Here is a 24,581-nt window from a genome sequence, read left to right on the forward strand (position 1 = left end):
GGAAAATCCATGACCAACCCCGAACTTGAGCTCCAGGATGGTCCGGCCCCCGCTGAGCTCGTGATCAAGGATCTCGTCGTGGGCGACGGCACCGAGGCCGCACCGGGTAGTACCGTCAATGTTCACTATGTCGGTGTTGATTACGATACCGGCAAGGAATTTGATTCGTCGTGGAACCGTGGTGAGTCCCTTGCCTTCCCACTGCGAAATCTCATTCAGGGCTGGCAGGACGGCATCCCAGGTATGAAGGTCGGTGGCCGCCGCCAGCTCACCATCCCACCACACCTGGCCTATGGCTCAGCCGGAGCTGGTCACCAGCTCTCCGGAAAGACGCTTGTCTTTGTCATCGACCTAATCGACGTAGTGAACTGACTCTCTATGCTCTCGTCATAGACTATGACTCGGACGGGCGGGCCCGGCAGCGCTAAAGGAGATCGGCGATTTTGGCCGGTTTAGCCGCAGTGTTGGGCGAGAAGCTGCTGCGTGGGCCCTGGTTATGCTGTCAACGCCCGCCCTGTCCGGGTCGGCGGCAGTTCGTTGTCTTCCCGCTTGAAAGCAGCTGTCAGCCTCTCCTCCGACTCGACCGGGCCGACGGACGACGTGGTGAGCGCTCGCCGCCTGGAAGCGGTGAATGGACAGCGTTCACCCGCGTGATCTGGCGGAGACGGCATGGGCGCGGGGAATACGTAGCTCTCACTCGGTATCCTGCGTTACGGGGTCCACGCTGACCAGCCGTCGTGTCAACTTGCAGAGTCGTTCCTCAGGTTGCGCGATCAGCTGTACCACGCCGCGGCGTGGTATCGAGACGTCGTGCGCGCCGCCGACGCTGAGGCGTTGGTGCTGCTGGGATGTTGCTCGCGGACGCGGGCCAGGAAACCGTTGGAGGAATTGTTGCGGTCTTGCACGCGGTGCGGTGGCCAACTACACCGGAGTCCTGTCTCCGTTGCTGGGGATGGTGGCTGCGGCGTCCGCTGTTGGCCTGCCGACCGCCATGGTCAACCTTCCGGCGCCGCCGCTGCTGGTTGCGGGACTGCTTGCCGCCATTTAAATGGGTGCACCCGCGCGGACTCTGCCCCGCAACCCGGGCATGCCGCCGGACCACCGGGGTCCGCGCTTGCACCAGAATCCGGCCGGCCTCGTCGACGGCATCCTCCACCATCAGCGGCGCCAGCCTCGAAAACGTCATGGCGGCAGACGCATCACCTCACACACCGCAACATCGTGCCCTCAGAGGATCTCCGCCACCACCAAAAGTGAGCCAAAGCCGTTGTTCTTACAGTCCCGCGGTCCTCCCCACGCGATTGGTCCCGAGACGGTGCTGGGTACTCTCAGCAGTTGGTGGGCAACAGTCTCGAACCGGCGAGAGATCTGCGGGCCTGGACCTGAAGCAGACCGTGCCCGGTCTGCTCTACGCATGAGCCGAATGCTTCTACGGTTCGTGGATCGACCTGTGTTTCTTCTCGATCCACCGGTTGCCAATAAGGGTTACGTCCTGCCTATCAGTGGTGCCCACAGCCGTGCACTGCCGAACCGAAATGAACTCCAGGAGCGGGCGATTCTCGTCCTCCTCCATCAAAACCGATTTTCGCGATCGATGGCACCCTGACCAGATGAAACTCACGGCGCGCAGCGAGCGCAGTGGCGTTGCCGCCGTTGGGAGAATGAAGCTAGGGCTCTCGAACCATCGCCCACATCAGGGGTTTCGCTCCGACGGGCAGGTTGAAAGTGGCGCTTACCGTGAACCCGAATCGTTCGTAGAAGCGGATGTTCTTTTCGCGTGTGCATACAAGGTAGGCGGCCGTGTCCGGCGCAGTTGCGAGGCGGTCGGTGATGAGTTGAGCGGCGTAGCCCTGCCCGCGGCGGCTGTCGGGTGTCGCGATGTTGGCCAGGTACCAATGCAGTGGCGTGCGTGGGTGATGTTCGTCCAGTGTGCGACGAATGGCGATCGCGGCGGCTGTCCTGGTGCGAAGGGCGGCTAGCAGTTGCGGTAGTGCGCGCAGTGTGCGCGAGGCCGGTTGATCCCACTGTCCGGGTGGATCCCACACTGCGACACCGCCGAGGTGGTCGTGCTGGTCGGTCGCGATTTGTACACCACCGCCCGGGAGGTGGAAGTGCCGCAGGGATACGGCGAAGTAGCGCGGCAGTGCACGATGGCGTCTGTTGTGGTCGGGCCAGATGGACGCCATGACCGGATCGTCGGCGAAGGCTTCGGCAAGAACACCTGCGCAGGCATCAACGTGGGAAGGTGTGGCAACGAGGGTGGTGATCGGCACGGCGAAATCTCCTGAGTAGCTAGCCTACTAACATCAACAAACCTCGAGGACAGTTGATGTTCGCGGGGAACCTAGCTGTCGGGTTGTTTTTTGGTGTCCGGGTAGATCAAGCTGAGCGCGAGGGTCTGCGACACCTCGGGGTCGATCAGTCTCGAGTTGAAGCGTACGGTCAGCCAGCCGCCCTCACCGATCCAGTCGTCGGCGCCGAACCCCGGCCGGATCCGGAGGCTGTCTTGCACGCTGCCGGTCTCGAGTGCGGTCTTCACCATTCTGGGTACCCGCAGTTGATCGTCGGGATGTACGCCAGCGGTTGCCCCTGTTGATACGCCATGCCCGAATCCGGGAGCGAACGGGCTTAGCCACTTGAGAATGCACGTGCTCGGCCATCGTGCTTCGAGCACAAAGCCGTACATTCCTTGTGCGCTGACGGCTGCCTTGGCGATGCTCATGTCGAGCATGTCGATGCGTAGCTGTATCGGATCGACCGTGGCGGTGATGTCTCGGCAGACGACTCGTAGCCGTGGACCCGCCTCGGTGTTGACGTAACGCTGCGCGTAGAGGAGCAGACCTGGCCGGCCCGTGGCGGTGCGGATGACCACGGTGCCGGTCGCGGCGTAGCCGGGTTGGGCAGTCAGGATCGCGTCCCAGATCCGTGCCAGATCGGGAAGCCGTTCGACGCGGGTGAAGAAGTCCACCGGCCCATAGGCATTCGGGGGACGGTCACGCTGGCGCTCAGGCACGTCCAAGATGTCGAGCAATTCGCGCGTGGTCTGCAGACGCGGTGGCCCGTCGTTGGCGTCGAGTTCCCATTGAAAGGCGGCAGTCGACGCGGTCGGGGTGCCCGGTTCTGGGCCGTACACGATCTGCACACCGCTGACCGCGTTGTCGGGGCCGACCACAGGATAGGCGGCGTACACCTGACCGGTTGCGGTGCCTTCTCGTCCGGCGCGCACAGCGCTAACCCCTGACTTCACCACGTCTTTGACCAGACGCTCTACGAGCATGCCTGCGGCTCCGCGGAACACATTGGCTATCCGAGCGTCGCGGGTCTTGCTCGCCGCCCACACCACCCGGGGATCGGATCCGATCGTCTCGATCAGCACCTCGTTCTGTGAGTGCTCCACGGGCGGCCCTTCAGCACGTTCGGAGTTTCGTACACGTCAAAATAACAAATGCCCAGTTGGTGAATGATGCTTCCACACATACTCAGCCCGCTCTCATGGACTATGGAATGCTGGCAGCCGTGCGCATTTGGCTTCCGTTCATGGGTCCGCTCGCTCGCCAGCTGGGATACCCGTCCGGATGGTGGGGACGTCGGATCACTAATGGCCTCAACATCTTTAACAGGCGGGTCATGGAGGGCTCGGTCGCGGCTCTCGAGGCCGCTGCGGGTGAGACCGTCGCTGACATCGGCTTCGGCGGCGGACACGGACTCGCGATCTTGCTCGATCAGGTAGGACCGCATGGACGCGTCTACGGCTTCGATGTCTCGCCCACCATGATCGCCCAGGCACGGAAGCGGTTCGGAGACTTCATCACCAAAGAGCGCTTACATCTGGTTGAAGCACCGATGCGGAAGCTGTCAGTCGACGACGCGTCTCTCGATCGCGTCGTGACCGTCAACACGATCTACTACATCGACGACGAAGAGCTAAGAATGTCATTCCTAGACGTCGCACGAGCGCTGCGACCGGGAGGTCGTCTGGTGGTCGGCGCAGCGGATCCGTCCTTCATCGAGGCAGCTCCCTGGCGGGACGGCCTGATCAATCGGCCACCGGCCGAGGTCATCGCCCTCATCGAAGGGGCAGGGTTCAAAGTGTGCGAGGACCGGCGACTCGGAGAGTCTGAGCGCGCATTCCACGTCTACGTCGCCGCGCGGGCGGAAGGGCCAGCAACTGAGGTGTAGGGCCGATTGCTTAGTCGTGCTATCCGCCGACGTGTAGGGAGGGCAGGCGGGATTATCGGCGGTGTACACGGCTGTGCTCGTCGACCAGCGATTCGCCTCAGCTAGGCATGTGCGGGTTCGTAGGACGAAATAGCTGCTGGGCAGCTATTCGGCTGCACAGGCTAGTCGGGGTGCCTGTGCTGAACGCGTTCCAAACCTGCCTCGGGCTCGGGTGCGTCATCTGCGGCGGGGTCTTTGGCGAGTCCCGATTCGCTGAGGGTGCGGGTACGGAATGCTCGTCCGAAGATACTGAGTACCAGCGCGAACGCGAGCAGGCTGGCGATGCCGAACCGCAGTGAGCCCTGGGTTGCGATCAAGCCAACAATCGTGCCGCCCGCGAGAGTGCCCGCATAAGGAAAGACGTTGAGCCGGGCGATGAGTGCGTCTCGCGCGCGACCGCTGGCCAAAGTGGCTGCCTCGCTGAAGCACAGCGGCGTAATCAAGGGCAGCCCAATACCGCATACGCCGAACCCGACGATGGCGACGGCCGGGTTAGGCGCGCTGACAGCCATGAGCATCCCGACGACTGCCATGCCTGCTGCACTCCGCATCACTGTGCGCGGTCCGAACCGACGGACCCACCGGTCACCAGTCAGTAGACCGGCCAGCGAGGTGAACTGAAAGGCGGCAATCGGCAGGGCCGCGGTCGACGTGGAAGACGCCAGTTCGTCGGTCAGGTACAGCGCCGACCAGTTGTTGATACCCAAATCGATGGCGAACACCATGACCAAAGCGATACCGAACGGAAGGTAGGCGCGCAGTGGCGTGGTGATGGATGGCTTGGCCGCGGCGGATTTCGCCTTGGCGGGGTTGGTTTCTGCCCGCTGGGGTCGCAGTAGCAGGGGGCCCGTCACCAGGCAGACGACCAGTATCACCACCGCCGCGGCGAGCATAGATTCTCGCAGTGCCACATCGACTTTGACCGATGCCGCGATGAACAAGGCGCCGAGGATGGATCCGACGGCCCAAGTGGCATAGAACGATGCCATCACGAACGCCCCGTATCTGTGCTCGATGAGCGCGTGTTGCATGATCGTGCTGGCGTTGACTATGCCGGTTGTGATCCCATAGCCGCCGAGGCCGATGAACAGGGCAGTGGTGTTCGGTGCGAGCGCGATCGCGGCGGTACTGACAGCCGTGAGGGCAAGCCCGATTCGCAGACCCGTTCTGCTCGACCACCGGCGCGCCAGTGCCCCGGCCATCCGACTGCCGACCGCGGCCAGCAGAGAGATCATGAAGATCGCTGCGACGATCGAACTGTGGGAAAGGCTATGTCGATCCCGCAACTGCGGTAGTCCGGCGAGCAAGACAGCGAAGATGTAACCCTTCGCGCCGAACGCGATCGAATTCGATATCCGCGCTGTGCGGATGACACGGGAAGGTTGTCCCCCAACAAGTTCCATCCCGCGAGGCTAAAGGCTATACAGCGTCCGTGTCGCCGATCCGGTGACGCGCCCTCCAGATGCGATAACTTTGAACACTTTTCGTGAATCATTCGGCGTGATCGAGTACTATCGCGGGGTACAGGCGTCGACGTGAGCTCGTCCCTACTGGCCGTCCTCGAGGTGCCTGCCCTGGCGTACCTCGCACCCGTGAGGTTGTGGTAGCCCCCGGAGGGGCGCCCACCCGCGCTCGACAGTGTTTCGTTGCCTGACTTGGGCACACGCTAGCGAGGCCGCAAAGGTGCGCACATTCTTTTTCGCAACCCACCATGACGCCGATTTCGTGGCGAGTCTGAACTCGGGGGGACACGTCCGTTCGACCAGATACTCAGTCCTGCAGCGATGTTCGGATCCACCAAGCAGGGGCTCACACGGTAGCCGGATGGATGTCGATGAACTCGAGTTGTGCTGGCGTTCACCACTGACGATCTTGTCGGTGTTGAACGATTGTTCGCGATCTGTGGAAACAAGGGCTACGTCATGGGGGTAATTCCGGGATGGACGTTCGTAGCGACGATGGAGCCGAGACCGGTCACCAACGTCGCCCGCGCCTACACCCCACACGCAGAGGACGGGGAAAGGATCTTCGCTGCCGCGGGCTGGGACCTAGCCGTCATCTCCATATCGTCCATCTCGGCAGTGGCAGCAACTGAGGCCGACCGGCCTGCTGTAGCGGCGGGCCCAGACTCGAGTGCGCTGTGGCGGACGGCTGCAAGGGGGGATTCGTTATGAGGCAGACCCAAACTGGTCGTTCGCGCGGCAACTCCAAATCAGGCCCGCCTGTTTCTGTCCCGAGTCTTCCGGACACATTGCGGCGGATTCGAGAACAGCGAAAGCTGTCTCGAGCGAGAGCGTACGGCTGCCATGGCGTCAGCCCGTCGTACTTGTTCGATCTTGAGCGCGGGGAGTACAAGCCTAGTCTGGACATGCTCGAGCAGATCATTGCTGGCTATGCCGTCGACGCGTCGCTGGCGCGTCACCTGCGTGATCTACGCGCGCCCTCGGTCGAGCTCGTATCGACGGAGGAGTTACGGCTGCGCGTGACTGCGGACAGTGGCCTAATGGCGCACATCCAGAACCTAAAGGAGCGAGGCGTGCTTGCCGCCTACATGAGTCCGGTCTGGAACGTTTTAGTACACAATGGTCCGCTTGGCTCCACCTTGCCCGGCCTCGATGACGTAAGGTCCCTGCTCGCATGGGTGTTCGGCCCACACGCTGATACTGCGGCAGTCGACCGAGACCGTGACGCCGCCCTCGCCGTGGCGACGCTGAGGGGGGTACTCGGTCGCTATCGCCACGCGGAGCAATCATTCGATGTTCTACGAAAGCTCGGGGATAACAACGACTTTCGGAGACGTTGGACGTCGAGCCTGGAAGTTTCTTATGCGTGCGACAGTAGCAAACCGGTACGGTTGCGCCATGTCGGCACGGGTGAACTGATGGCTTACAGCCTGATGGTCTCCGAGGTGCCCGATACCACCGACGTGCTGCTGATGACTGCGCTCCGGAAACATTAGTGAACTCCCTTAACGGAGTGCGCGCCCCGATGCGCGGCGGAGCGGCGCCCGATCGTGCCCTTCGAGCGGACCTCCCGTCCGCTGGCCTGACCAGCCGAATGCTAGGTCCTATCCGTAGCGAGCATTGCGATGCCGTTGTGGCACGGACCGTCGACGGCGAGTTGGCCTTGCGCTTGGTTCGACGATGAGCAACTTGCTGGTCTGCGGAGGGGTCTGGATCCTCGCTTGGCCGTGGCCGGCCGTCGCGTCATTGCTATGGCTTCGGCGATGTCGCCGGCTGTGGTGGCGCATTCGGCCCGCCCCGTGGTCGAGTGGTCGCCCGGGTTTGAGCGCCAACCGATATCGGACAACTAGTCGCCAGTATGACCTCGTTCGGTAAGTATGGATTCGACTGTGTAGCGTCGTTGTTCGGCGGACAGGTTATTCCGGTGGCTCAGATTGTTTGGCACATCGGTGGGAGTGACGGTGGGGCTCGAGCAGGGTGAAGTCCCAGCGACACATGCGATTTGTAGTGGCGGGTGAGTCGAATATTCAGGCCAAGGTGTCGGGTGACGCGGTGGCCTCTGACCTTCAGCTCAATTCGCTCGGTGCCCGCTGATTCTCCCAGCCTCATTTTAACCAGATCACACCGCTGCTGAGGTAGTGTTTCCACGCAGTCGCGAATTTGGTTGCTCATCAACGCATGCGGGTGACCGTGAAAGTGTACGCGTGAGCTGCTGCACGATAGCTGTGCTCGATGCGAAGCGGTGGGGGAGTATGAGTGACGAGGCGTACGTTGGTGGGTCAAGACGGAGATGAAGCGATCCTCCAGAGCCCAATTCGGGTCGCAGCTCGGCGTGTTGCACCGCGTGTCACCGACAGCTGCAGCCCGCTTACGAAAACTTTGGCAAGGAGTGGGCTTTGGCGAGGCCCGTGAGCAGTAGGACGTTGTTCGTCTCGTCGGAAACGCTGAGGGTGTAAGCAGTGACCACTCCGCTGACGGGGTCACGGAGGCGCAATGGATCGCTGGTGTCGCGGCCGTACGCGATGCGGATGCTCGCGGACCATCGCTCCTGGAACTGTTTGTTGGGCCCCAGACGTCGAAGCAAGTCGGCGGCTTGCTGGGAGTCGCGATAGCGACCCAGGTTGGCTTTGCAGATTGCCACCACATGATCCGCCTCGCGCGGCAGGTCGACGACAACATCCTCCGCCATGGCGCTGAACAGCCACACGGGTACTGACCCGATCTCGTCGATGCCGCAGAGCGCTGTGCGGAACAAGTTGTTGCTGGCCAGCACATTCCAGACAGGATCGACGTAGGCGGCCAGAACGTCCCGCGACGCGAGGTCGTGGAGATGGGCCATCCGCCGGGTGTTGCCGGTCACGCGTTGGCGAAGCACGTGTATCGGCTCGAGATTCTCCGCCGGGGCCCGCAGTTCGCGGAGGTGGCGTGCTTGCTTGGGGTCGAGATGGTAGGCGGCGATGATCTGGTCGAGGACCTCAGAGCTGGGCATCTGTTCGCACTCTTCGATACTGAACAGATACGAAGCGCTGAGACCGCTGCTGCGGCACGCCTGGGCCCGAGATAGGCCCCGATGATCACGGAGCTGGCGACAAGTCGTTCCCAACGTCGGGATGTGGGGCCGGCGTCGAGGGCTCTTCGGTGGACGGTTGTGTTTCCGACTCATGTGGAGTCCCCCTATTTTGGTGTCTTCCGCCATGAGGCGGGCCGAGATACGATGACCTGTTACCCCCTGGGATGATGTTTCGTTCTTACCAGATTGGGTACGACCCCGGCAAGATCTTCCATCCAGAAGCTCGCAGACAAGTAGCTGGCCGGGGGATCTGATGGCCGTTCCGGTGTCATGGACCGCCTTGTCGTATACGGCATTTGAGAGAATCCGCGTTTCACGGTCTGGGTGTGAATTGTGCGGTAAACGCCCTGTACGACCGCACTATCGTGATTTGACACTCGTGCCGTTAACGAAATCTAGGAGAGTCGGAACCCTAGCCAGGCAGGTGCTTCCGGAGTTTGGATAGACGTGCTTGTCCAAACTGATTGAGAGGAAGCTACATTGGATCCCTTCGTGATTCTCGGGTGGGTTAACGCCGGATTGAGCTTGCTGAGCAACGGATTGTCCGTGGCCTACCAGGCGCTGGCGTTGATCTTGCCCTTCATCTGACGAGACGCCCCTGAGAAGCGGCCTCCCAGAAGCGCATACGCGGCTGGGAGGTACGCGGAGTGCAGTCCGCGGCATTCGTAAAGCCAATCCTCATTTCACCTTCAGGACGAAGGGTCATTCGGCATGTCCACATTCAGGAAATCTACGATCTGCCACCGCTGTGGCGTCACGCCAAGGCGCGACACGCAAATCGACCGGAACCGGCTGAGTAGCAACGCCATTCGTGGGAGCAAGGTGTTCCTCGCGGGTGCGGTCCCGCTTGCGATGGCCCTCGCTGCGGCTGGCCCGGCATCCGCTGCGGATTCAGCGGTGGTCATCGCCGATCAGCCAGGTGTCACTAGTCCGTCCCAGCCCGGCACCACCGCGCCACCTCCACCTCCTCCGGCGCCTGAGCCTCCGGCGGCGGCGCCGGAGGGGCCGCCGCCACCGGTCTACTACCGGCAGCCGCCCGAGGTGCGCAACGGGCCCTCCTCACGTCCGGCCCCGCCGCCGCATGAGCCGGTGGAACCTATTCGGATCGAAGATCTGCACCTCCCCGAACCTGTCGCGCCGGTCGCACCGATCGAGGCTCCGGAGAACATGATCCGCATCGGGCAATGGCACGCTCCACGCCCGGACTGGCTGCCCCCGGAATGCGCGGACACGATCAACGACGCTGCCGCGGGCGCTGAGGCGCAGCTCGCGACAGCACTGGACTCGATTGGCATTGAGGCCGGGCGTTCGGACCGTGTCGGCGGCGCAACGTTGGCGGGTGCGGGAATCGGCGGCGCGGCAGGCGCGGCGATCGCGGGAGCGCCGGTGGCTGCGGCCGGAGCGGTCGTCGGCGGCCTGATCGGCGGAACGATCGGTGGAATCGCCGGAGCCGCGCTGGGCACTGTCATCCCTGTACCGGTCATCGGCACCGTCACCTCCGGAGTAGCCGGTACAGCGCTCGGCGCCGCCGCCGGTGCCGCTGCAGGGGCAGCGGTGGTGGGTATACCGGCCGCAGCGGTGGGTGCGATCGCCGGAGGAACCGTCGGCGCGGGTTTCGGTGCTGGTGTGGGGGTAGGGCAACCGTGATCACCACCGCGATGAGAAAGCGAAGTGCCGCAACCGCGGTGGCGGCCATGACCGTTGCCGGTGTGGTCGCTGCGATAACGGCCACGGGTAGTGCCGCTGCGGTACCGATCGGGCCGGGCTGTCCTGGCATGTATCTGCTGGGCGTCCAGGGGACCGGGCAGTCGTCACCGGGTGCAGACCCACTGGCCGACAGCGGGATGGTCGGCGCGCTCATCGCGCCGGTGCTGGCAGCTGTCCCAGATCTGGTGCAGCGCAGCTATATCGGCTATCCCGCCGGCTTCGGCGGTGCCGTCCCCGGTGGCGGGTCCGCCCCCTACGCGGTATCGGTCGCCGATGCCCGCCGCCAGCTCGACGCGGCGGTGATCCAGATCGCCGAAACGTGCCCGGCCACCATGATCGCGGGAATCGGATACTCCCAAGGTGCACAAGCAATGTCGGCGTTCGCTAGCGACGTCGGCGCAGGAGCGGGGCCGATCGGACCGGACCGGATCGCGGGCATCGCCCTGTATGCCCACCCCGACCGCGCACCGGACGCCCCGACCTTTCCTGGGCGTCCTGGCCAGATCACTCCGGACCCGGCGCCCGGCACCCGCGGTGGTGCCGTCTCGAGCGTGCAGATCACCAATCCGCCCGCCGCAGGCGGAGGCATCGCCGACGGCCACACCAGCTACGGTGCGCTGACCGGCCGCGTTGCCGACATCTGTACCGACGGCGACCTAGCGTGCTCGGCACCGGATCGGGCCGCACTCCTGCGGGTCGGCGCGGAGATCGCTGCCCAAGCAGACCTGCGCGACCCCTTCACCGCGCTCGGATCGCTGCAGGGGGTTTTCTCCGCCGCACTCGGTGATGCCTGGACCGCGATCGTGCTCAACGATTTTCAGGTCGGCGGCGGCAACGTCGACTATGCCCCGCAGCTGGGGTTGGCCGGCCGGTTGATCGAAGCCGCCGACCCGCGACACTCGGCCCCGATCGAACTCGGTGCCGCCGCGGCGCGGTGGAACGAGATCACCGCGACCGTCGCGGCCAACCCGATCCCGTTGCTGCCCAAACTTGCCGGCCAACTATCCACAGCCTGGGGGCAACTCGTTGCCGACAACGCAGATCTGGTGAATCCGGGGGTCTGGCTGCGCTACGCCGACACCGTCGCCCGCCACACCGGATACGCCGCCAGCGGCCAACTGAACTCAGGTATCGCCTGGATGGTCGCCCTCGCCGTTGATATTGCCGGGAGCCGATGATGGGCGGACCGGACACTCGTGATGAGTTCTATGTCGGCAGAATCGGATTCGAATACAAGCCCGGAACGATCTTGCGCCGCAGAGCGGTGGATCTGTCGAGCCTGGATGGCGGTGGCCGGGCATGGCAGATCGTCTACGCCACCCGCACCAGCTTCAGCGCTCCGATCCCGGCCTCGGGAATCGTGATCGCCCCGGCCACCGTCGACGTCGTCGGCACCGGCCCAACCCTGCTGTACTGCCCGAGATTCCACGGCCTCGGCGGCTGCGCTCCATCACAGCTGTTGGCGAACGGGCAAGAACCCGAAGCTGGTTTCATCAGCGCGGCTCTCCAGCGTGGATGGAGCGTTGCGGTCCCCGACGGACTCGGGCTGGGAATGGTCGGACTCGGGCCGTTCCAGTTCTTGGCTGGGCGTGCAGCAGCACACGCGGTGCTCGACATGGCCCGTGCGGTGCGCGAGCTGCCCGAGCTGGAGACCGCCGAGCGGCCCTGTGCGATATGGGGATTCGCCGATGGCGGTCGGGCCGCGATCTGGGCCGCGGAGACTCACCCCGAGTACGCCCCGGAGTTGGATCTGCGCGGCGTCGCCGCCGGAGCCGTGGTCGACGACCCAGGAGCCCTGATTCCCGAGATCGACGGCGGCCCGTGGTCGGGACTGGCACTGGCCGGATTGATCGGGCTGGGCAGGGCCTACAGGCATCTGCCGATCCACCACCTCCTACTCGCGGAAGGCCACCGGGTCGTCGAACATGCGGCAACTCTGAACGCCGCAGCACTGCTGACAGAGTTCCGGCATCAGCCGCTGGCGCAGTGGTGCGAACGAGCAGACCCGTGGAACGACGCGATGTGGCGATACGTCCTGGTCAATGAACACAGCGCCCGCGCGACACCCCAGGTCCCGGTGCACCTCTACCACGGGACATCCGACGCGCTCGTGCCGGTCGCGATGGGCCGAAAGCTCTTCGCCGCCTACCGCGCACTCGGGGTCGATCTGAGCTGGCGCGAGTACCACACCAGCCACCTCGGCGCCGCGGCTGACGGTGCCAGCGAAGCAATCTCACGACTCGTCAGCTACCTGCAACGGCGCCCCACCCCGGCCCAGCCGACACCACCACCGACCACCTGAATCGCCTGCCCGCACCGAACCGGACCCCTCGCTGGGGGTGCGGGCAGGCCCCTGACAACCATTCAAGGAGGTGAAACACCGTGCACCGCAACCAAACCCCGGCGCGCACCAGTTCAATGCCGGTGCGCTTCGCCGTGACAGCGCTAGGGGTCAGCTTGTGCGCCGTCGTTGGCGTTCCCATCGTCTGCGCCGCACCTGATAGCAGTGTGCCGATCGGCCCGAGGTGTCCCAGCTTGTACGTACTGGGAATCCAGGGCGGCGATGAATCGAGCCCGGATGCCCCGCCCACCAGTGATTCCGGGGCGCTGGGCCAGATGTTCGGTCCGCTCGCGGCGAAGGCGGGGGAGTTAGTGCAACGCTCCTACGTCCCGTTCGGCCACGACGACAACGGCACAGTGGTTCCCTACCCGGACGCGGTCACCGCAGCAGCGCAACGCCTCGAGGACTCCGCCGCCCAGATCGTCCAGCGATGCCCGGTGACCAAACTCGCAGCCGCCGGCTATGCCCACGGCGCACCCGCGGTATCGATGTTCGCCCAACGCGTCGGTAACGGTGCCAGCCCGGTCACACCTGAGCACGTCGCCGGAATCGCGTTGCTGGCCAACCCCACCCGAGCAGAGAACACCCCGGTGATCCCTGGACGTCCACAGGCCAGCAGCCCCGAGGCAGCGCCCGGAACATCGGGAAACAACGTCGCGACAATATCGCTGAGCAACCCGCCCATGTCCGGCGCCGGGATCACCACCTCACCGCCGACCAGCTACGGCGCGTTGACCGGGCGCATCGCAGAGCTGTGCGTGCCAGGCGACGCCACCTGCGATACCCCCACCGGCGCGCCCCTGGCCACCACCGTCGCCAACATCGCGTCCAGATCCGACCTGCGTGACCCGATCGCCGCGATATCCACCGTGGCCCAAGCAATGTCGGCGACGGTCTACACCACCGCAGTCAATGTCGTCAATGAAGACCTCCATGGCAACAGCCTCGATCAACTGTCCTACGAACCCGCCAAACCCCTCGGCCAGCGCCTCGCCGAAGCATCCGCCCCCAACACCCCGGTGCCCGGCCCGAACGAAGCATTGGCAGCGCTGTTCAAAATCGGCACCATCGGCCTGAACGCGGTGATCACAGTCGCGCAAAAAGTATTCACACCCCAGACCATCGCCGAACTAGCGGTCGTCGGCATGGCCAACCCGTGGGCGGCCGTCGCAGCGATCGGCGCCAAAGTCGGCACCGCCGTCGTCGAACTCGTGCCGCCCCAGACCTCCAGTCACTGGATCAACCAAGCCTTCGATGCGATCACCAGCACCATCACCGACCAACGTGAGCTCTACGCCCTGGCCAGCTCCGCCCAATACAGCGACACCACCGGCCGTCACGGCGCCTACCAAACCGTGCCCGGCACCACGACCGGGCGCTCGCCGTTGGCCGCAGTAGCCGACTGGTTCAGCGCTCTCGCACACGACCTCGGACCCACTAGATCAACTCCGGCCCCACCGGAGCTCACGACCAGCACCACCACCGCGCCAGCACCATCCACGACCGGTGGTGGTCGTTAAACCCCTTCGGGCGCAACCGGATCAGTCGACGTACCCACCTAGACACAGCCGTCCACTGATTCTCTCCCCGGCACCGCGCCCGAAGGGCCCTCAACCTCACCCGACACCCGCCAGCAAAGGAGGTGAACAGCACACATGCCCGACATCCGCATCCCACCGGACAATCCCCTCGACCACGGCTGGGGATGGCTGAACCCAACAGAACCCGCGACCGTGCAACCACTCTCGCCCGGGGTTGCCGACGGCGAAGACGACCAGGGCTCGGAATGGCAATGGATCAACCCCGATACCAGCCAGCCACCGACGCCGATCGAATCGCCGAAGCGTTCTCGGCACTGGTGGCTATGGACCGGATTCGCCGCGGTGCTGACTACGACCATCATCGGCATTGGGATTCTTGTCACCTCCGGAGATCAGGACACACCCGAAGCGCTGCCCACCGAAACCGCCGCACCACCGACCTCCACGGTCACGCCAAGTGGTAGCGCATGCACCGGACTGTCCGGGGAGATGGTCACCGATAGCGCCGGGGACACCCACAGCCCGGTCGGTGTGATCGCGGCGTGGGAGTACGCCTACTACGTGCAACGCAGTGCCGAGTCCGCGCTCGCGCTGGTCGCCCCGGAAGCCGGGCTCATCGGCGAAGCGCTCGCGGCCGGGATCGCCTCGATCCCACTCGGCACTACCCACTGCGTCGCCATCACCCCGATCGCCGACAGCACCGCTGTCGAGGTGCACCTGGTCGAACGACGCCCCGACGGTGCGCGGATCGACTACCTGCAAGTGATCAACGTCCGGACCGATGAACACCGCACTGTGATCACCAACATCCAGAAGCGGGGTTGAAACCATGAGCACCCCACTGCAACTGCACCGAGACCCCCCACCGCAGGGGCGGCTGGATCCGGGCACGGTCGTCGGGCCCGCACCCGACCGGATGGCACCGGTGCGTCACGCGCCGTTGCCGACCACCGGTGCACATCCACCGCTGTTCGCGGTGCTCGGTGCACACGGCGGCGCGGGCGCGTCAACGCTGGCGCAGTGGTGGGCACCGGCCGCCGACACCGGCTTGGCCTGGCCCGCGTCACCGCGCACCACCCAACGTGTCCTCATCGCCGCCCGGCTATGCATGAGCGGCCTCACCGCGGCCGCGGAACGCTTACGGGAATGGCACGGCGGATACGCCCCAGACGGGATCACCGTGATCGGACTGGCACTGACCGCCGCGCGCCCCGGCTCAGTCCCCTCGGCCGTGCGCCGCTATCGCAGCGTCGTCGCCGAGCTGGTCGACGACATCTACGACATCGGCTGGCACGACGAACTCGTCGCGCTCGAACTCAGCGAGCTCGCCCGATACAACCCCCACGATCCGACCCCCCAGCGACACCGCAGGTCTCGGCTCACCGAGTCGGTACCCCACGACGTGTACCAGGCCGGAGCAAACATCCTCAGCCGACTCGCGGCCAGTCACACCGCAGCACAACAGGAATCGGAGAACCAGCCATGAGTACCGCGTATGCGGTCGGCGAGGCGCTCACCGTCCTTGCCCAAGAAATCAAGATCACACCGGTCAACCCGCCGCAAATGGACAAGTTTGTCAACTTGGTCAACTACCTGGCGTGGTTCGTGTCCCTCGCCGGAATCGCGGCAGTGATCTACGGGGGCGGCAAATTCGGCTGGGAACGCTGGCACGGCGGAGCCGTCGAATCACCCAAGATCATCCTCGGCGCGCTGTTCGGCGGCATCATCGCCACCAGCGCTGGACCGATCATGAATGCCGTCATCACCGGAGGTGGATAACACCATGCGCGCCTTACAGATTCAGCCACAACCCGCATCCCCGTGTTCGGCGGTCATGGCGAACACGATGCCACAACCCATCGTTCGGACACCGAATGCTCACGAGGTACCCGCATGATTGCCCATCAGGACGTCTGCCCATTTCCCATAGTCGCTCGCGACGGCGCACGGCTGTCGGCGGTGCGCCTCGGCTCGGCTTCAGCGCCGGCGAGTGTGGTCTATGTCCACGGCATGTTCACCGACGCCCGCTATTGGATGCCTTTGGTCGAGCACCTGCACCACCGCCTCGAGGGCGGGATCGCCCAAATCTGCTACGACCAACGCGGCCATGGCAGCTCCGACTGTGCCACTCGGGAAACGCCATTGAGCCTGGAAATAATGGCTGGAGACCTGAACACGGTCCTCGACCACATCCACGGAGCTGTCGTGCTGGCGGCGCACTCGGTCGCGGCGCTACTGGTCCAAGAATGGGCACGACGCAATCCTGCACGCGCCCGTGCCCTATCCGGGATCGTGTTGTTCAACGCCTGTACCGAATTTTTTTACACATCCGCAACTTCCCACGAGCATCTGCCGGGACTGCTTGAGCGCCGCAGTAGGCACTCCGCAATCGAGGAACTGAGCAGCCACCTCTATACGGCACCTCCCAGCGAACGCTGGTTGCCTGTGCGGAAGCGCTCCGCCGACCCCACCGCCGTCCAGCGTCTGCGTGAGAATGCCGGGGCGGTGCTCGCGGAACTGTCGGCATACCCACGTGCGGTGTTGACCAGCGAAGCCGCTGATGTGCTGCGCGACATCCCGACGTGGGTACTGGCTGGTCAACGCGACCCTGTCGTCACGCCGAGCAGATCCCAGCGACTGGCCGAGCAGATCTGGGCGGAGTACGACACCATCCCCGGCGCTGGACACTCTCTCCCGCATGTCGACCCCGGCCCTGCCAGCGAACCGATCCTGGCCGCGCTGGAGGTGGCCTACCGGGCCCACCGCCAGAACGGTGTCGCCTCGTGACCGCTAAACCGCTTCCCGCGGAAGTACTTTCGCCGCTAACTCAACTGCTGGGCTACCTCGCCTGGTTCGTGCTGCTGATCTGCATCGCCCGCGCCATCTGGGCAGGCGGACAGCTCGCCATCCGCCTGTACCGCGAAGAAGCCATCGAAGGGCTCCTCGGGTCCCTCGCCGCCGCGGTGCTGGCCGGGTCCGCGAGCGCGATCGCTGCAGCCGTCCTCCGGACCTAACCAACCATGGAGAACTCACCCGTGAAACCCTCTCGCACAGACAGATTCGGCATCGTCGCTGTACTCGCCTACGCCGGGCCGATCGCGATGGGCAGTCTGCTCGCCTGCGGTAGCAACAACCCTGCCGAACCGCCAGGCACCGCAACCACTGCCATGGCTGTAGCGCCCACCGCACTGCGGTGGCAGTCATTCCAAGGTGTGAACCTGCCTGTCGCCCAGGAAGGGCCGCGCCGCCTCGACAGCGCCGTTGCAACCGGATTCGATCGCGGTCCAGCCGGTGCTGCCTTGGCGGCGATACACAGCACCGTACGAATGTCGATCGCCACCGACAGCCAATGGCCGCTAGTGGGACAACGCATGCTGGCCACCGGGCGAGGCCGCGACAGGTGGGCGACCGCACGGGCCCAGATCTCGATCACCGCCCCGATCGCGACCGGCGCACCAAAGGTCTTGGGCTACACAGTCACCCGATACGTCCTCGACGCCGCAGATGTCGAGATCTACAGCATTCACCCGGACGACTCCGTCATCCGCAACAGCACGCGAGTGATCTGGCAAGACGACGACTGGCGACTCCTGCTGCCCGAAAACCCCACGGCCAGTCCGATGACCGCCGTCGACCTCCCGCCCGCCGAAATGGTCGCACTCGCACAGCGATAGAAGAGAGCACCGCTGATGAAATCTAGCCGCCCGCCGATCATCCTGTTCGCCAGCATCATCGCCACAGTCATCGCCGTTTTCGCCTGGACTATCGGCCGCGACGCCGACACCGATGACCCTCCCGACCATCCGAGCGGCACCACGATGCCAACCGAACGAACTTTCCCCGACCTCCCACCGAACGCTACATCGCAGCCGCCAACGACCGATCTATTCGGATCGCGCCTCGAAGTGCCCGCTGAGGAATCCGGTGTCGCACTCCAACAAAATCCTGCGGCTCGTCCGGACCCGGCCCGGCCCGACTATCTCACTGCTGCACCGGCGAATATGCAGTGGCAACGAGGTTGGGGTGGTGCGGCGCTGCCGGTCTCAGTCAGTGACGGCCCGACACGGATCCGGCACGGTGTCGCGAGCGGCTTCGCGCGCACACCCCAAGGCGCGGCGTTGGCCGCACTAGACGCCCTCGGCCGAGCATTAGCTGCACCAGACGGGACCTGGCAACAGGTGGTCGCTGAGCGGTACTACGGTGGCGGGCCCGCGCTGGTGTCGCGCTTCGCCCGTTCCCGCGAACACACCCCCAACGCCGCTCGCTACGTCGTCGTCCCCGAAGGCGTCCGCGTGCAACAGGGATATCGCGACGATCTGGCCGTCATTCAGATCGCCAGCCGAGCTGAGGGCGGCTACACCGCCGCGACCTGGCCGATGACGTGGATCGACGGGGACTGGCGTGTCCGAGTGCCCGATGACATCGAAAAGCTTTGGGGCCCAGGAACGCCAGTGACAATGCTGACTGAATTCGGGTTGTGGAAGAGCCAGCCATGACCAGCCCCGACCATCTCGGCAACTATGCGCGAACCGGCGAGCCTTTGCGCGCCCAGATTGAACTCCCCGGAGTCTGCGACCTCCCGCTAGGACCCCAACAGGCGTGTGAATCACTCGGAGAAGCGGTCACCGGCGCGGCGAGTTCGGTTTTCGAGGACATGGTGACCGCGTTAGGAAACGGCTTTGCGGGAGGTTTGCGGCTACTGATGACGTGGTGGACTGCAATCCCATCACCCCAGCTGACATCCATCGACGGGACCCCGGGAGCGGCATTGGTGGGGATCCGAGATTACACCAGCGGGTTGCAAGTTGTGCTGCTCACGGCCGGAATACTGTTCGCTGCGGCGCGTTTGGCGATGGCCAAACGCGGCGGAACCGCCGGCGAGGCGCAGGAATCGTTTCTGATGTTAGCGCGGGCCGTGTTCGCGTCCATGACCGTCGCAGCAGTGATCACCGCCGGAACTCGCGCCGGTGATCGCTTCGCGGCATGGGTCATCTCAGATGCCAGCAGCGGCGACCTGAACAGCGCCGTCGGCAACTTGATCGAATTCGACCTCAAACAGGGCTCGAGTTTGGGATCGGGGCTACTGCTGGTGCTGTTTCTCCTGGGCATCATCAGCACGTTGATACAGGTAGTGATGCTGGTCATCCGCCAAGCCTTGCTCATTCTCGTGGTCGCGGTGTTGCCCATAGCTGCCGCCGCGTCAGGAACCGGGCCAGGCTCACAGAGCTACAAGAAGCTGTTGAGCTGGTCACTGGCATTCATGCTGTGGAAACCGGTGGGGGCGTTGGTGTATGCGTTGGCGTTCACCGTGGCCGGGCGCGATCCGCAAGATCCACAACTCATCCTGCTGGGGCTGATTCTTCTGCTGATGACCGTGGTCGTGCTGCCCGCGCTGATGCGACTAGTCGCGCCCGCCGTTGCCACCCTCGGGGGCGGAGGAGGAGCTGGAGCAGCGATCGCGGGCGGGCTCGCGGGTGTCGCGATGGCGACAGCGGGCAGCGGTGGCGGCTCGGAAGGACGCAAGGTCGCCGAAGGCGAGAACTCACCAGGCGCAGGTGGCGGGCCGCCGCCATCGCCGCCACCGCCCGGCGGTGGAAGCGGGGGCGGGCGCCCGATGTCCGGCGGCTCCGGCGGCGACGGCGGTGGAGGAGCAGTGCCAGGCGGTGGGCCAGGGCCAGGTGGTGGGCCAGGGCCAGGTGGGGTTGGACCTTCGGGTGGCGGCGGCGCGCCCCCGGCTGGAGGCGGCGGCGCAAAGACTCCCGATGCGACGAGCGCTGGCCGTAGTGGTGAGGCGGTTGCCGCTGGAGCGGGGCCTGCTGCGATGGCAGGGCAAGCGGTGAAATCCGCTGGCGAGCACTCGGTCTCCGCAGTTGAGGGGCAGGCGCGCGACGCCACCGAAAGCGGCGGGTTGGATCCGGATGCATTGGGTCCGGGGGAGGTGCGGCGATGACGACACGGATGTATGGCCGCTGGGAACGCCCACGCAGCGCAGGCTTTTTCGGCCTGACCTGGGGTGTGTCGATGGCTGGTCTCGGGCTGATCATCACCATCATGGTCGGGTTCATGATCACCCGGTCGCTATCGGTGGCGGGGATGCTGATCGTGGTGTCCGCGGTGGTGTTCGTGCCGTTGGCGGTGACCCGAAATGGCCGCACCGGGTGGGAAATAGCGCTGCTGCGGGCACAATTCGTCGTTGCACGTTCCCGGGGCGAGCATCTGTATCGGGCGGGCAGGTTCTCGAGGATCCCCGGCATCGCGAAACTGCCAGGGCTGCTAGCAGATTCGCGGCTTTCGGAGTACGAGACAGCAGGTGGTCGACGCTTCGGGATGATCCATATCCGCCGCACCGATCACTACACGGTGATAGTGCGGGTTGTTCCGCGCGGCAAAGAGCTGGTCGACCAGTCCCAAATCGACTCCTGGATAGAGGGCTACGGCCATTTCCTTGCTGCGCAAGGCCGCGGCGGGGAAGTCGTCGCAGTCACCTCGGTGCTCGACAGTGTCGTCGAAACCCGGTTGCGGCAGGCGCGGGAGGTCGCACGGCTCATACGCCCTGAGGCACCCCGCTACGCGAAGGCTGTGATGTGTGAAGCTGCCGCCGACACCGGCAGCGTCGGGGTACGGATCGAGGCCCGGATCGCGGTCACCTACCGCGCGATCGGCAAGGGCCGTATCCGCCGCGACGAGGCCGAGCAAGCCCGCGAGATGGGCCAGCGCCTCCAGGGCGTGCTGTCCCAACTGGCGCGTGCGGGCCTGCCCGCAACACCGCTGCAGGCGTGGGAGGTCCTTGGACTGGTGCGCTCGCGCTATGACCTGGCCTCCCAACGCGATTGCGAGGCCGCGGGCTCCGATATCACCAGCACCCAGTCGTGGGACAGCGTCGGGCCGATCGCGCATCAGGACCGGTGGGATCACTACGTCCACGATGGGGCCCGCTCGATCACCTGGGAGATGGACGCCGCACCACGCGGCGCGGTCATGGAAACCGTGCTCGAGGAACTGCTGCGACCCCGCGCGGACGTGCCACGTAAAAGGGTCGCGATCGTCTACCGGCTGCACTCGGCCGCCGAGGCGACCACGCTGGTGGACTCCGATTTCCGCGACGCAGTCGCCGCCGAGCAAACCGAACGCGGCATCGCCTCGGCCTCGGCACGGATCAGGGTCGGCAACACCAGCGCGGCGCGTGAGGAACAAGCCCGCGGAGCCGGGCTGACCCGGTTCGGGCTGTTGCTCACCGTGACCGACCACCTCGACGGTGACCTGCCGGGCATCGAGGCCTCGGTGAAAGGGATGGCGGCGGCATCACGACTCGGTGTGCGCCGCTGCTACGGCAGCCAAGCCGCCGCGTTCGCCGCCAGCCTCGGTATCGGGCTGATCCTGCCCGAACACGCCAGCATCTCCAAGCGGGTCTCGGCATGACGAAGTCCAAGCAGCCCAACACGTCTCGACCTATGCCTACCGAGCTCGTTGCCGGTGTGCGGGTGCTCAGTCCCGGAGCGCGCGCCGCAACCGAGGCGGCCGCCACCACACCCGGTATCCGCGGGTGGCGGGCACGGCTGGCGATATCGAGCGATGATCACCGCCGGTCCACCGCGGCGCGCCGCGCGGAGAGTTCGGGCCACGATGGCTTCGACCGATCGCTGGCACAGTTGACCGACCGCGGCTACCGCGGCATCGGTGGCGGTCGCGCCTCGGTAGTCCCCGCAACACCGGAATGGCGGGGAACCACCGTCCAGGTCGCCGGCCTGTGGCCGTACGCGGTCGGTGCGAGCGCACCCACAGTCGGCACTCCAATCGGTACCCATTACATCACCGGCGGTCCGGTCCATTTCGATCCGATGAGTTGGTTCCTGAAAGGGTTCCTCACCGCACCGATCGCCTTCGTGCTGGCGCTCAACGGTTTCGGAAAATCCAGCCTCATCCGGCGCCTGGTGACCGGTGCCGTTGCGGCCGGGCGCACCACGTTGTGTCTGGGTGATACCAAACCGGACTATCGGGACCTGGTGGTGGCACTCGGCGGCCAAGTCGTCGATGTCGGCTACGGCCACGGCACCCTCAACCCCCTCGATGTCGGCGCACTCGGCGCCGTCGTCACTCGGCTCACCGACCCCGATCAACGTCGCCAGATCACCGCTCGCGTGGAAGCTGGACAGGTCAACATCGTCGCCGGCCTCATCGAACTCGTCCGCGGCGCGCGCGTCGCGGACTACGAAGAAGTCCTCCTCGCCGCCGGGTTGCGCGAACTCTACAACGCCACAACCACATTCAGTCACGATCGGCCACCAGTGCTCTCGGATCTGCTCGACGTGATCGCCGACGGCGGAGACCGGTTGCGTGAATTCGTCGAAGAAGACGACGAGCCCAGCTACCGGGCGGCGACGAAGACCCTGCGCCGTTCCCTGCGCGCGCTGGTGGAGGGGCCGTTCGGTGCGGTATTCAACGGCCAAACCACGACCCGCTTGGACCTCACCAGCCCGGCGATCTGCGTGGACGTCTCGCGGATCCCCGAAGGGGACACCAAGCTGTTGGCGGCGGTGCTGATGGTGTGCTGGTCGGACGGATTCGGCGCGGTCGCGGCCGCCCATGCCCTCGCCGATGCCGGACACGCACCACCACGCGCTTTCGAAGTCGTCATGGACGAGATCTGGCGGGTTCTCGGTGTCGGAGAGTTCATGGTCGACCGGGTCGATGCGTTGACCAGGCTGAACCGGCCGCTGGGCACCGGGCTGATCATGTGTTCCCACACGATCAAAGACCTCTCGGCCTTCGATTCTGTTGCCGCACAGGCGAAAGCACTCGGCTTCTTCGAAAGGTCCCGCGCGAAGCTGATCGGCCCGGTCGGCCCGGAAGAGATCAACCGCATACGTGCCGCGGTGGGCATTACTGAAACCGAGAAACTTCTGGTCACCTCGTGGGCGGCCCCACGACCGCCCAGCGATGACGACCTGGACCCGTCCCGGCGTGAAACACCGCCTGGCACAGGGTGTTTCCTGCTCAAGACTGGCGAATCCAACGAGCCCGGCATCCCGTTCCGCATGGTATTCACCCCTACGGAACGCGCCGCTGACGTGCACAACACCAACCGACGCTTCGACAACCTCCCCGGAATCACGCCCGACAAAGCGCGCCGGGGGAGTGTGGCCTCTCATGACTGAGCTCGACTGTCTCAGTACTAAATCTCTGTCTGTTCGTTTCCGAACGCGGTGGCGCGATTCCGGGTCGGCAAAGCTACCGGGATCCGCGCACATCCACCACGCGGGCGACTGCTACCAGACGGCTTCACAGCCACCGTGCATGACGGGACTGTCGGCCGCGTGCCAGCGCAATGGTCCCTATGCACGTGCGAGGACGGCCACAGGCTCGTGCACGGGGCCGGGCGCCGGTTCCGCAGCGAACGACCATCACATCTGTTATCACCCGAAAGGCTTGTCTCACATGACTATCGATTCGATCAGCACCCGCAGACCGGATCTGTCCGCGGCCACCCTCGACGCACCTGCGGCCGACATCGACCTGATGCCGATGAGTGATCGGCTCGAGTTCCTGCGCTGCCTCAGCGACATTCACGGCGCTGCGCTCGGCGGCGCCAGTTCCTGGCGCAGGCTCGAGGGGGTAGTCCAATTCTTCGGTAACGCCGGTCTCGGGGAATCCGGCAGCTGGCTCTCGCGTGTCAACGCGACAGTTCTAGAGGCCGTGGAGCGGGGAATCGCCATGGCAATCGACCCGGGAGCTGACGACTTCGGCAATCCGGGTGCGCGGGCATGGGCCGACTATCTGGCATTGGTCGCCGTAACACCGGAACCGAATGCGGTCGCGCGAGCGTGGAGCTGGGCGCGGCGGGTGTCTGTCGACCAGGGGAAGCGGTGGGCACAGGGACACGGTGTCGAGCCGACTCCGGTGGAGACGCGGTTCCTGCTGATCGCTGATCTCGGCAACCTTGTCGTGGCCAACCGCGCGGCGGTCGACATCGCGGTCACCTACGCCGGACTGCTCGGCCCCAGCCTGGCCGACATCGACCACCGCAGGATCGATCGGCTCTTCGACCTGGGCGACGCGGAGGCGACGCGGCGCGGATGCGAAATCGCCTACGCCGCCGCAATCATCGACCCGCGAGCAACCTGCGACCGGCAAGAGCATCGGCTGCTGCCGGTGTTACGGGCGATGCTCGACATGCTCGCGGGACACCACTCATGAGCCAGGCCACGAACCCCACGCGCGACCTGCCCGTTCCGGCGGGCAGA

General features: G+C 65.1%; 22 protein-coding genes. 18 read left to right on the forward strand and 4 right to left on the reverse strand.

Annotation, left to right across the window (positions count from 1 at the left end; genetic code table 11):
• Positions 1-9 precede the first annotated feature (9 nt).
• Positions 10-372, forward strand: coding sequence for an FKBP-type peptidyl-prolyl cis-trans isomerase (locus tag ACFK0J_RS16490; protein WP_378741133.1), 363 nt, complete (start codon positions 10-12; stop codon positions 370-372).
• Between the two features lie 1,295 nt (positions 373-1,667).
• Here ACFK0J_RS16490 and ACFK0J_RS16495 read toward each other — a convergent pair.
• Positions 1,668-2,273 carry a GNAT family N-acetyltransferase gene (locus ACFK0J_RS16495; RefSeq protein WP_378741135.1) on the reverse strand — a complete coding sequence of 202 codons (606 nt, stop codon included), beginning with the start codon at positions 2,271-2,273 and terminating at the stop codon, positions 1,668-1,670.
• A gap of 71 nt (positions 2,274-2,344) precedes the next feature.
• Positions 2,345-3,397 carry a GAF domain-containing protein gene (locus ACFK0J_RS16500; protein WP_378741137.1) on the reverse strand — a complete coding sequence of 351 codons (1,053 nt, stop codon included), beginning with the start codon at positions 3,395-3,397 and terminating at the stop codon, positions 2,345-2,347.
• Between the two features lie 107 nt (positions 3,398-3,504).
• On the opposite strand from ACFK0J_RS16500, the gene ACFK0J_RS16505 reads away from it, so the two are divergent.
• Positions 3,505-4,179, forward strand: coding sequence for a class I SAM-dependent methyltransferase (locus ACFK0J_RS16505; protein WP_378741139.1), 675 nt, complete (start codon positions 3,505-3,507; stop codon positions 4,177-4,179).
• A gap of 161 nt (positions 4,180-4,340) precedes the next feature.
• Here the strand turns inward: ACFK0J_RS16505 and ACFK0J_RS16510 are convergent, their stop codons facing one another.
• A complete protein-coding gene (locus ACFK0J_RS16510; RefSeq protein WP_378741141.1) occupies positions 4,341-5,621 on the reverse strand; it encodes an MFS transporter in 1,281 nt (426 codons plus the stop codon).
• 767 nt (positions 5,622-6,388) lie between these two features.
• Here ACFK0J_RS16510 and ACFK0J_RS16515 point away from each other — a divergent pair.
• A complete protein-coding gene (locus ACFK0J_RS16515; protein ID WP_378741143.1) occupies positions 6,389-7,177 on the forward strand; it encodes a helix-turn-helix domain-containing protein in 789 nt (262 codons plus the stop codon).
• Positions 7,178-8,049: 872 nt separating this feature from the next.
• Here the strand turns inward: ACFK0J_RS16515 and ACFK0J_RS16520 are convergent.
• On the reverse strand, positions 8,050-8,877 hold the full coding sequence (locus ACFK0J_RS16520; protein WP_378741145.1) for a helix-turn-helix domain-containing protein: 828 nt from the start codon (positions 8,875-8,877) through the stop codon (positions 8,050-8,052).
• A 963-nt stretch (positions 8,878-9,840) separates the two neighbouring features.
• Between ACFK0J_RS16520 and ACFK0J_RS16525 the strand changes: the two genes are divergently transcribed.
• From ACFK0J_RS16525 to ACFK0J_RS16595, 15 genes are all read left to right on the forward strand, one after another.
• Complete coding sequence (locus ACFK0J_RS16525; RefSeq protein WP_378741147.1) at positions 9,841-10,398, forward strand: hypothetical protein; 558 nt, start codon at positions 9,841-9,843, stop codon at positions 10,396-10,398.
• Positions 10,399-10,409: 11 nt separating this feature from the next.
• Complete coding sequence (locus ACFK0J_RS16530; RefSeq protein ID WP_378741149.1) at positions 10,410-11,636, forward strand: cutinase family protein; 1,227 nt, start codon at positions 10,410-10,412, stop codon at positions 11,634-11,636.
• On the forward strand, positions 11,636-12,760 hold the full coding sequence (locus tag ACFK0J_RS16535) for a lipase family protein (protein ID WP_378741151.1): 1,125 nt from the start codon (positions 11,636-11,638) through the stop codon (positions 12,758-12,760). The genes ACFK0J_RS16530 and ACFK0J_RS16535 overlap by 1 nt, the downstream gene beginning before the upstream one ends.
• A gap of 233 nt (positions 12,761-12,993) precedes the next feature.
• On the forward strand, positions 12,994-14,319 hold the full coding sequence (locus ACFK0J_RS16540) for a cutinase family protein (RefSeq protein WP_378741154.1): 1,326 nt from the start codon (positions 12,994-12,996) through the stop codon (positions 14,317-14,319).
• A 135-nt stretch (positions 14,320-14,454) separates the two neighbouring features.
• On the forward strand, positions 14,455-15,165 hold the full coding sequence (locus ACFK0J_RS16545) for a hypothetical protein (RefSeq protein ID WP_378741156.1): 711 nt from the start codon (positions 14,455-14,457) through the stop codon (positions 15,163-15,165).
• A gap of 4 nt (positions 15,166-15,169) precedes the next feature.
• Positions 15,170-15,826: a hypothetical protein gene (locus tag ACFK0J_RS16550; RefSeq protein WP_378741158.1), complete on the forward strand. Its 657-nt coding sequence runs from the start codon at positions 15,170-15,172 to the stop codon at positions 15,824-15,826.
• A complete protein-coding gene (locus ACFK0J_RS16555; RefSeq protein ID WP_378741160.1) occupies positions 15,823-16,119 on the forward strand; it encodes a hypothetical protein in 297 nt (98 codons plus the stop codon). Before ACFK0J_RS16550 ends, ACFK0J_RS16555 begins: the two co-directional genes overlap by 4 nt.
• A gap of 114 nt (positions 16,120-16,233) precedes the next feature.
• Complete coding sequence (locus tag ACFK0J_RS16560) at positions 16,234-17,127, forward strand: alpha/beta fold hydrolase (protein WP_378742869.1); 894 nt, start codon at positions 16,234-16,236, stop codon at positions 17,125-17,127.
• The gene (locus ACFK0J_RS16565) at positions 17,124-17,354 is read left to right on the forward strand and encodes a hypothetical protein (protein WP_378741162.1); all 231 of its coding nucleotides are present in this window, start codon (positions 17,124-17,126) and stop codon (positions 17,352-17,354) included. Before ACFK0J_RS16560 ends, ACFK0J_RS16565 begins: the two co-directional genes overlap by 4 nt.
• Before the next feature lie 21 nt (positions 17,355-17,375).
• Positions 17,376-18,014: a hypothetical protein gene (locus ACFK0J_RS16570; RefSeq protein ID WP_378741164.1), complete on the forward strand. Its 639-nt coding sequence runs from the start codon at positions 17,376-17,378 to the stop codon at positions 18,012-18,014.
• Positions 18,015-18,029: 15 nt separating this feature from the next.
• Positions 18,030-18,836 (forward strand): hypothetical protein, encoded by an 807-nt coding sequence (locus tag ACFK0J_RS16575; protein WP_378741166.1) that lies wholly within the window; start codon positions 18,030-18,032, stop codon positions 18,834-18,836.
• Positions 18,833-20,290 carry a hypothetical protein gene (locus ACFK0J_RS16580; RefSeq protein WP_378741168.1) on the forward strand — a complete coding sequence of 486 codons (1,458 nt, stop codon included), beginning with the start codon at positions 18,833-18,835 and terminating at the stop codon, positions 20,288-20,290. The genes ACFK0J_RS16575 and ACFK0J_RS16580 overlap by 4 nt, the downstream gene beginning before the upstream one ends.
• On the forward strand, positions 20,287-21,759 hold the full coding sequence (locus ACFK0J_RS16585; protein ID WP_378741170.1) for an SCO6880 family protein: 1,473 nt from the start codon (positions 20,287-20,289) through the stop codon (positions 21,757-21,759). The genes ACFK0J_RS16580 and ACFK0J_RS16585 overlap by 4 nt, the downstream gene beginning before the upstream one ends.
• Positions 21,760-21,791: 32 nt before the next feature.
• Positions 21,792-23,495 (forward strand): hypothetical protein, encoded by a 1,704-nt coding sequence (locus ACFK0J_RS16590; RefSeq protein ID WP_378741172.1) that lies wholly within the window; start codon positions 21,792-21,794, stop codon positions 23,493-23,495.
• Positions 23,496-23,775: 280 nt separating this feature from the next.
• Positions 23,776-24,534 (forward strand): hypothetical protein, encoded by a 759-nt coding sequence (locus ACFK0J_RS16595; RefSeq protein ID WP_378741174.1) that lies wholly within the window; start codon positions 23,776-23,778, stop codon positions 24,532-24,534.
• Positions 24,535-24,581 lie beyond the last annotated feature (47 nt).

Source organism: Nocardia brasiliensis (genome assembly GCF_042691675.1).
Taxonomy (GTDB): domain Bacteria; phylum Actinomycetota; class Actinomycetes; order Mycobacteriales; family Mycobacteriaceae; genus Nocardia; species Nocardia brasiliensis_D.

What these genes read in the sequence shown, in the direction of transcription:
- ACFK0J_RS16490 (WP_378741133.1), top strand. Translation starts at nt 10, where the DNA reads ATGACCAACCCCGAACTTGAGCTCCAGGATGGTCCGGCCCCCGCTGAG.
- ACFK0J_RS16505 (WP_378741139.1), top strand. Translation starts at nt 3,505, where the DNA reads ATGCTGGCAGCCGTGCGCATTTGGCTTCCGTTCATGGGTCCGCTCGCT.
- ACFK0J_RS16510 (WP_378741141.1), bottom strand. Translation starts at nt 5,621, where the DNA reads ATGGAACTTGTTGGGGGACAACCTTCCCGTGTCATCCGCACAGCGCGG.
- ACFK0J_RS16515 (WP_378741143.1), top strand. Translation starts at nt 6,389, where the DNA reads ATGAGGCAGACCCAAACTGGTCGTTCGCGCGGCAACTCCAAATCAGGC.
- ACFK0J_RS16520 (WP_378741145.1), bottom strand. Translation starts at nt 8,877, where the DNA reads ATGGCGGAAGACACCAAAATAGGGGGACTCCACATGAGTCGGAAACAC.
- ACFK0J_RS16530 (WP_378741149.1), top strand. Translation starts at nt 10,410, where the DNA reads ATGAGAAAGCGAAGTGCCGCAACCGCGGTGGCGGCCATGACCGTTGCC.
- ACFK0J_RS16535 (WP_378741151.1), top strand. Translation starts at nt 11,636, where the DNA reads ATGGGCGGACCGGACACTCGTGATGAGTTCTATGTCGGCAGAATCGGA.
- ACFK0J_RS16545 (WP_378741156.1), top strand. Translation starts at nt 14,455, where the DNA reads ATGCCCGACATCCGCATCCCACCGGACAATCCCCTCGACCACGGCTGG.
- ACFK0J_RS16550 (WP_378741158.1), top strand. Translation starts at nt 15,170, where the DNA reads ATGAGCACCCCACTGCAACTGCACCGAGACCCCCCACCGCAGGGGCGG.
- ACFK0J_RS16555 (WP_378741160.1), top strand. Translation starts at nt 15,823, where the DNA reads ATGAGTACCGCGTATGCGGTCGGCGAGGCGCTCACCGTCCTTGCCCAA.
- ACFK0J_RS16560 (WP_378742869.1), top strand. Translation starts at nt 16,234, where the DNA reads ATGATTGCCCATCAGGACGTCTGCCCATTTCCCATAGTCGCTCGCGAC.
- ACFK0J_RS16575 (WP_378741166.1), top strand. Translation starts at nt 18,030, where the DNA reads ATGAAATCTAGCCGCCCGCCGATCATCCTGTTCGCCAGCATCATCGCC.
- ACFK0J_RS16580 (WP_378741168.1), top strand. Translation starts at nt 18,833, where the DNA reads ATGACCAGCCCCGACCATCTCGGCAACTATGCGCGAACCGGCGAGCCT.
- ACFK0J_RS16585 (WP_378741170.1), top strand. Translation starts at nt 20,287, where the DNA reads ATGACGACACGGATGTATGGCCGCTGGGAACGCCCACGCAGCGCAGGC.
- ACFK0J_RS16590 (WP_378741172.1), top strand. Translation starts at nt 21,792, where the DNA reads ATGCCTACCGAGCTCGTTGCCGGTGTGCGGGTGCTCAGTCCCGGAGCG.
- ACFK0J_RS16595 (WP_378741174.1), top strand. Translation starts at nt 23,776, where the DNA reads ATGACTATCGATTCGATCAGCACCCGCAGACCGGATCTGTCCGCGGCC.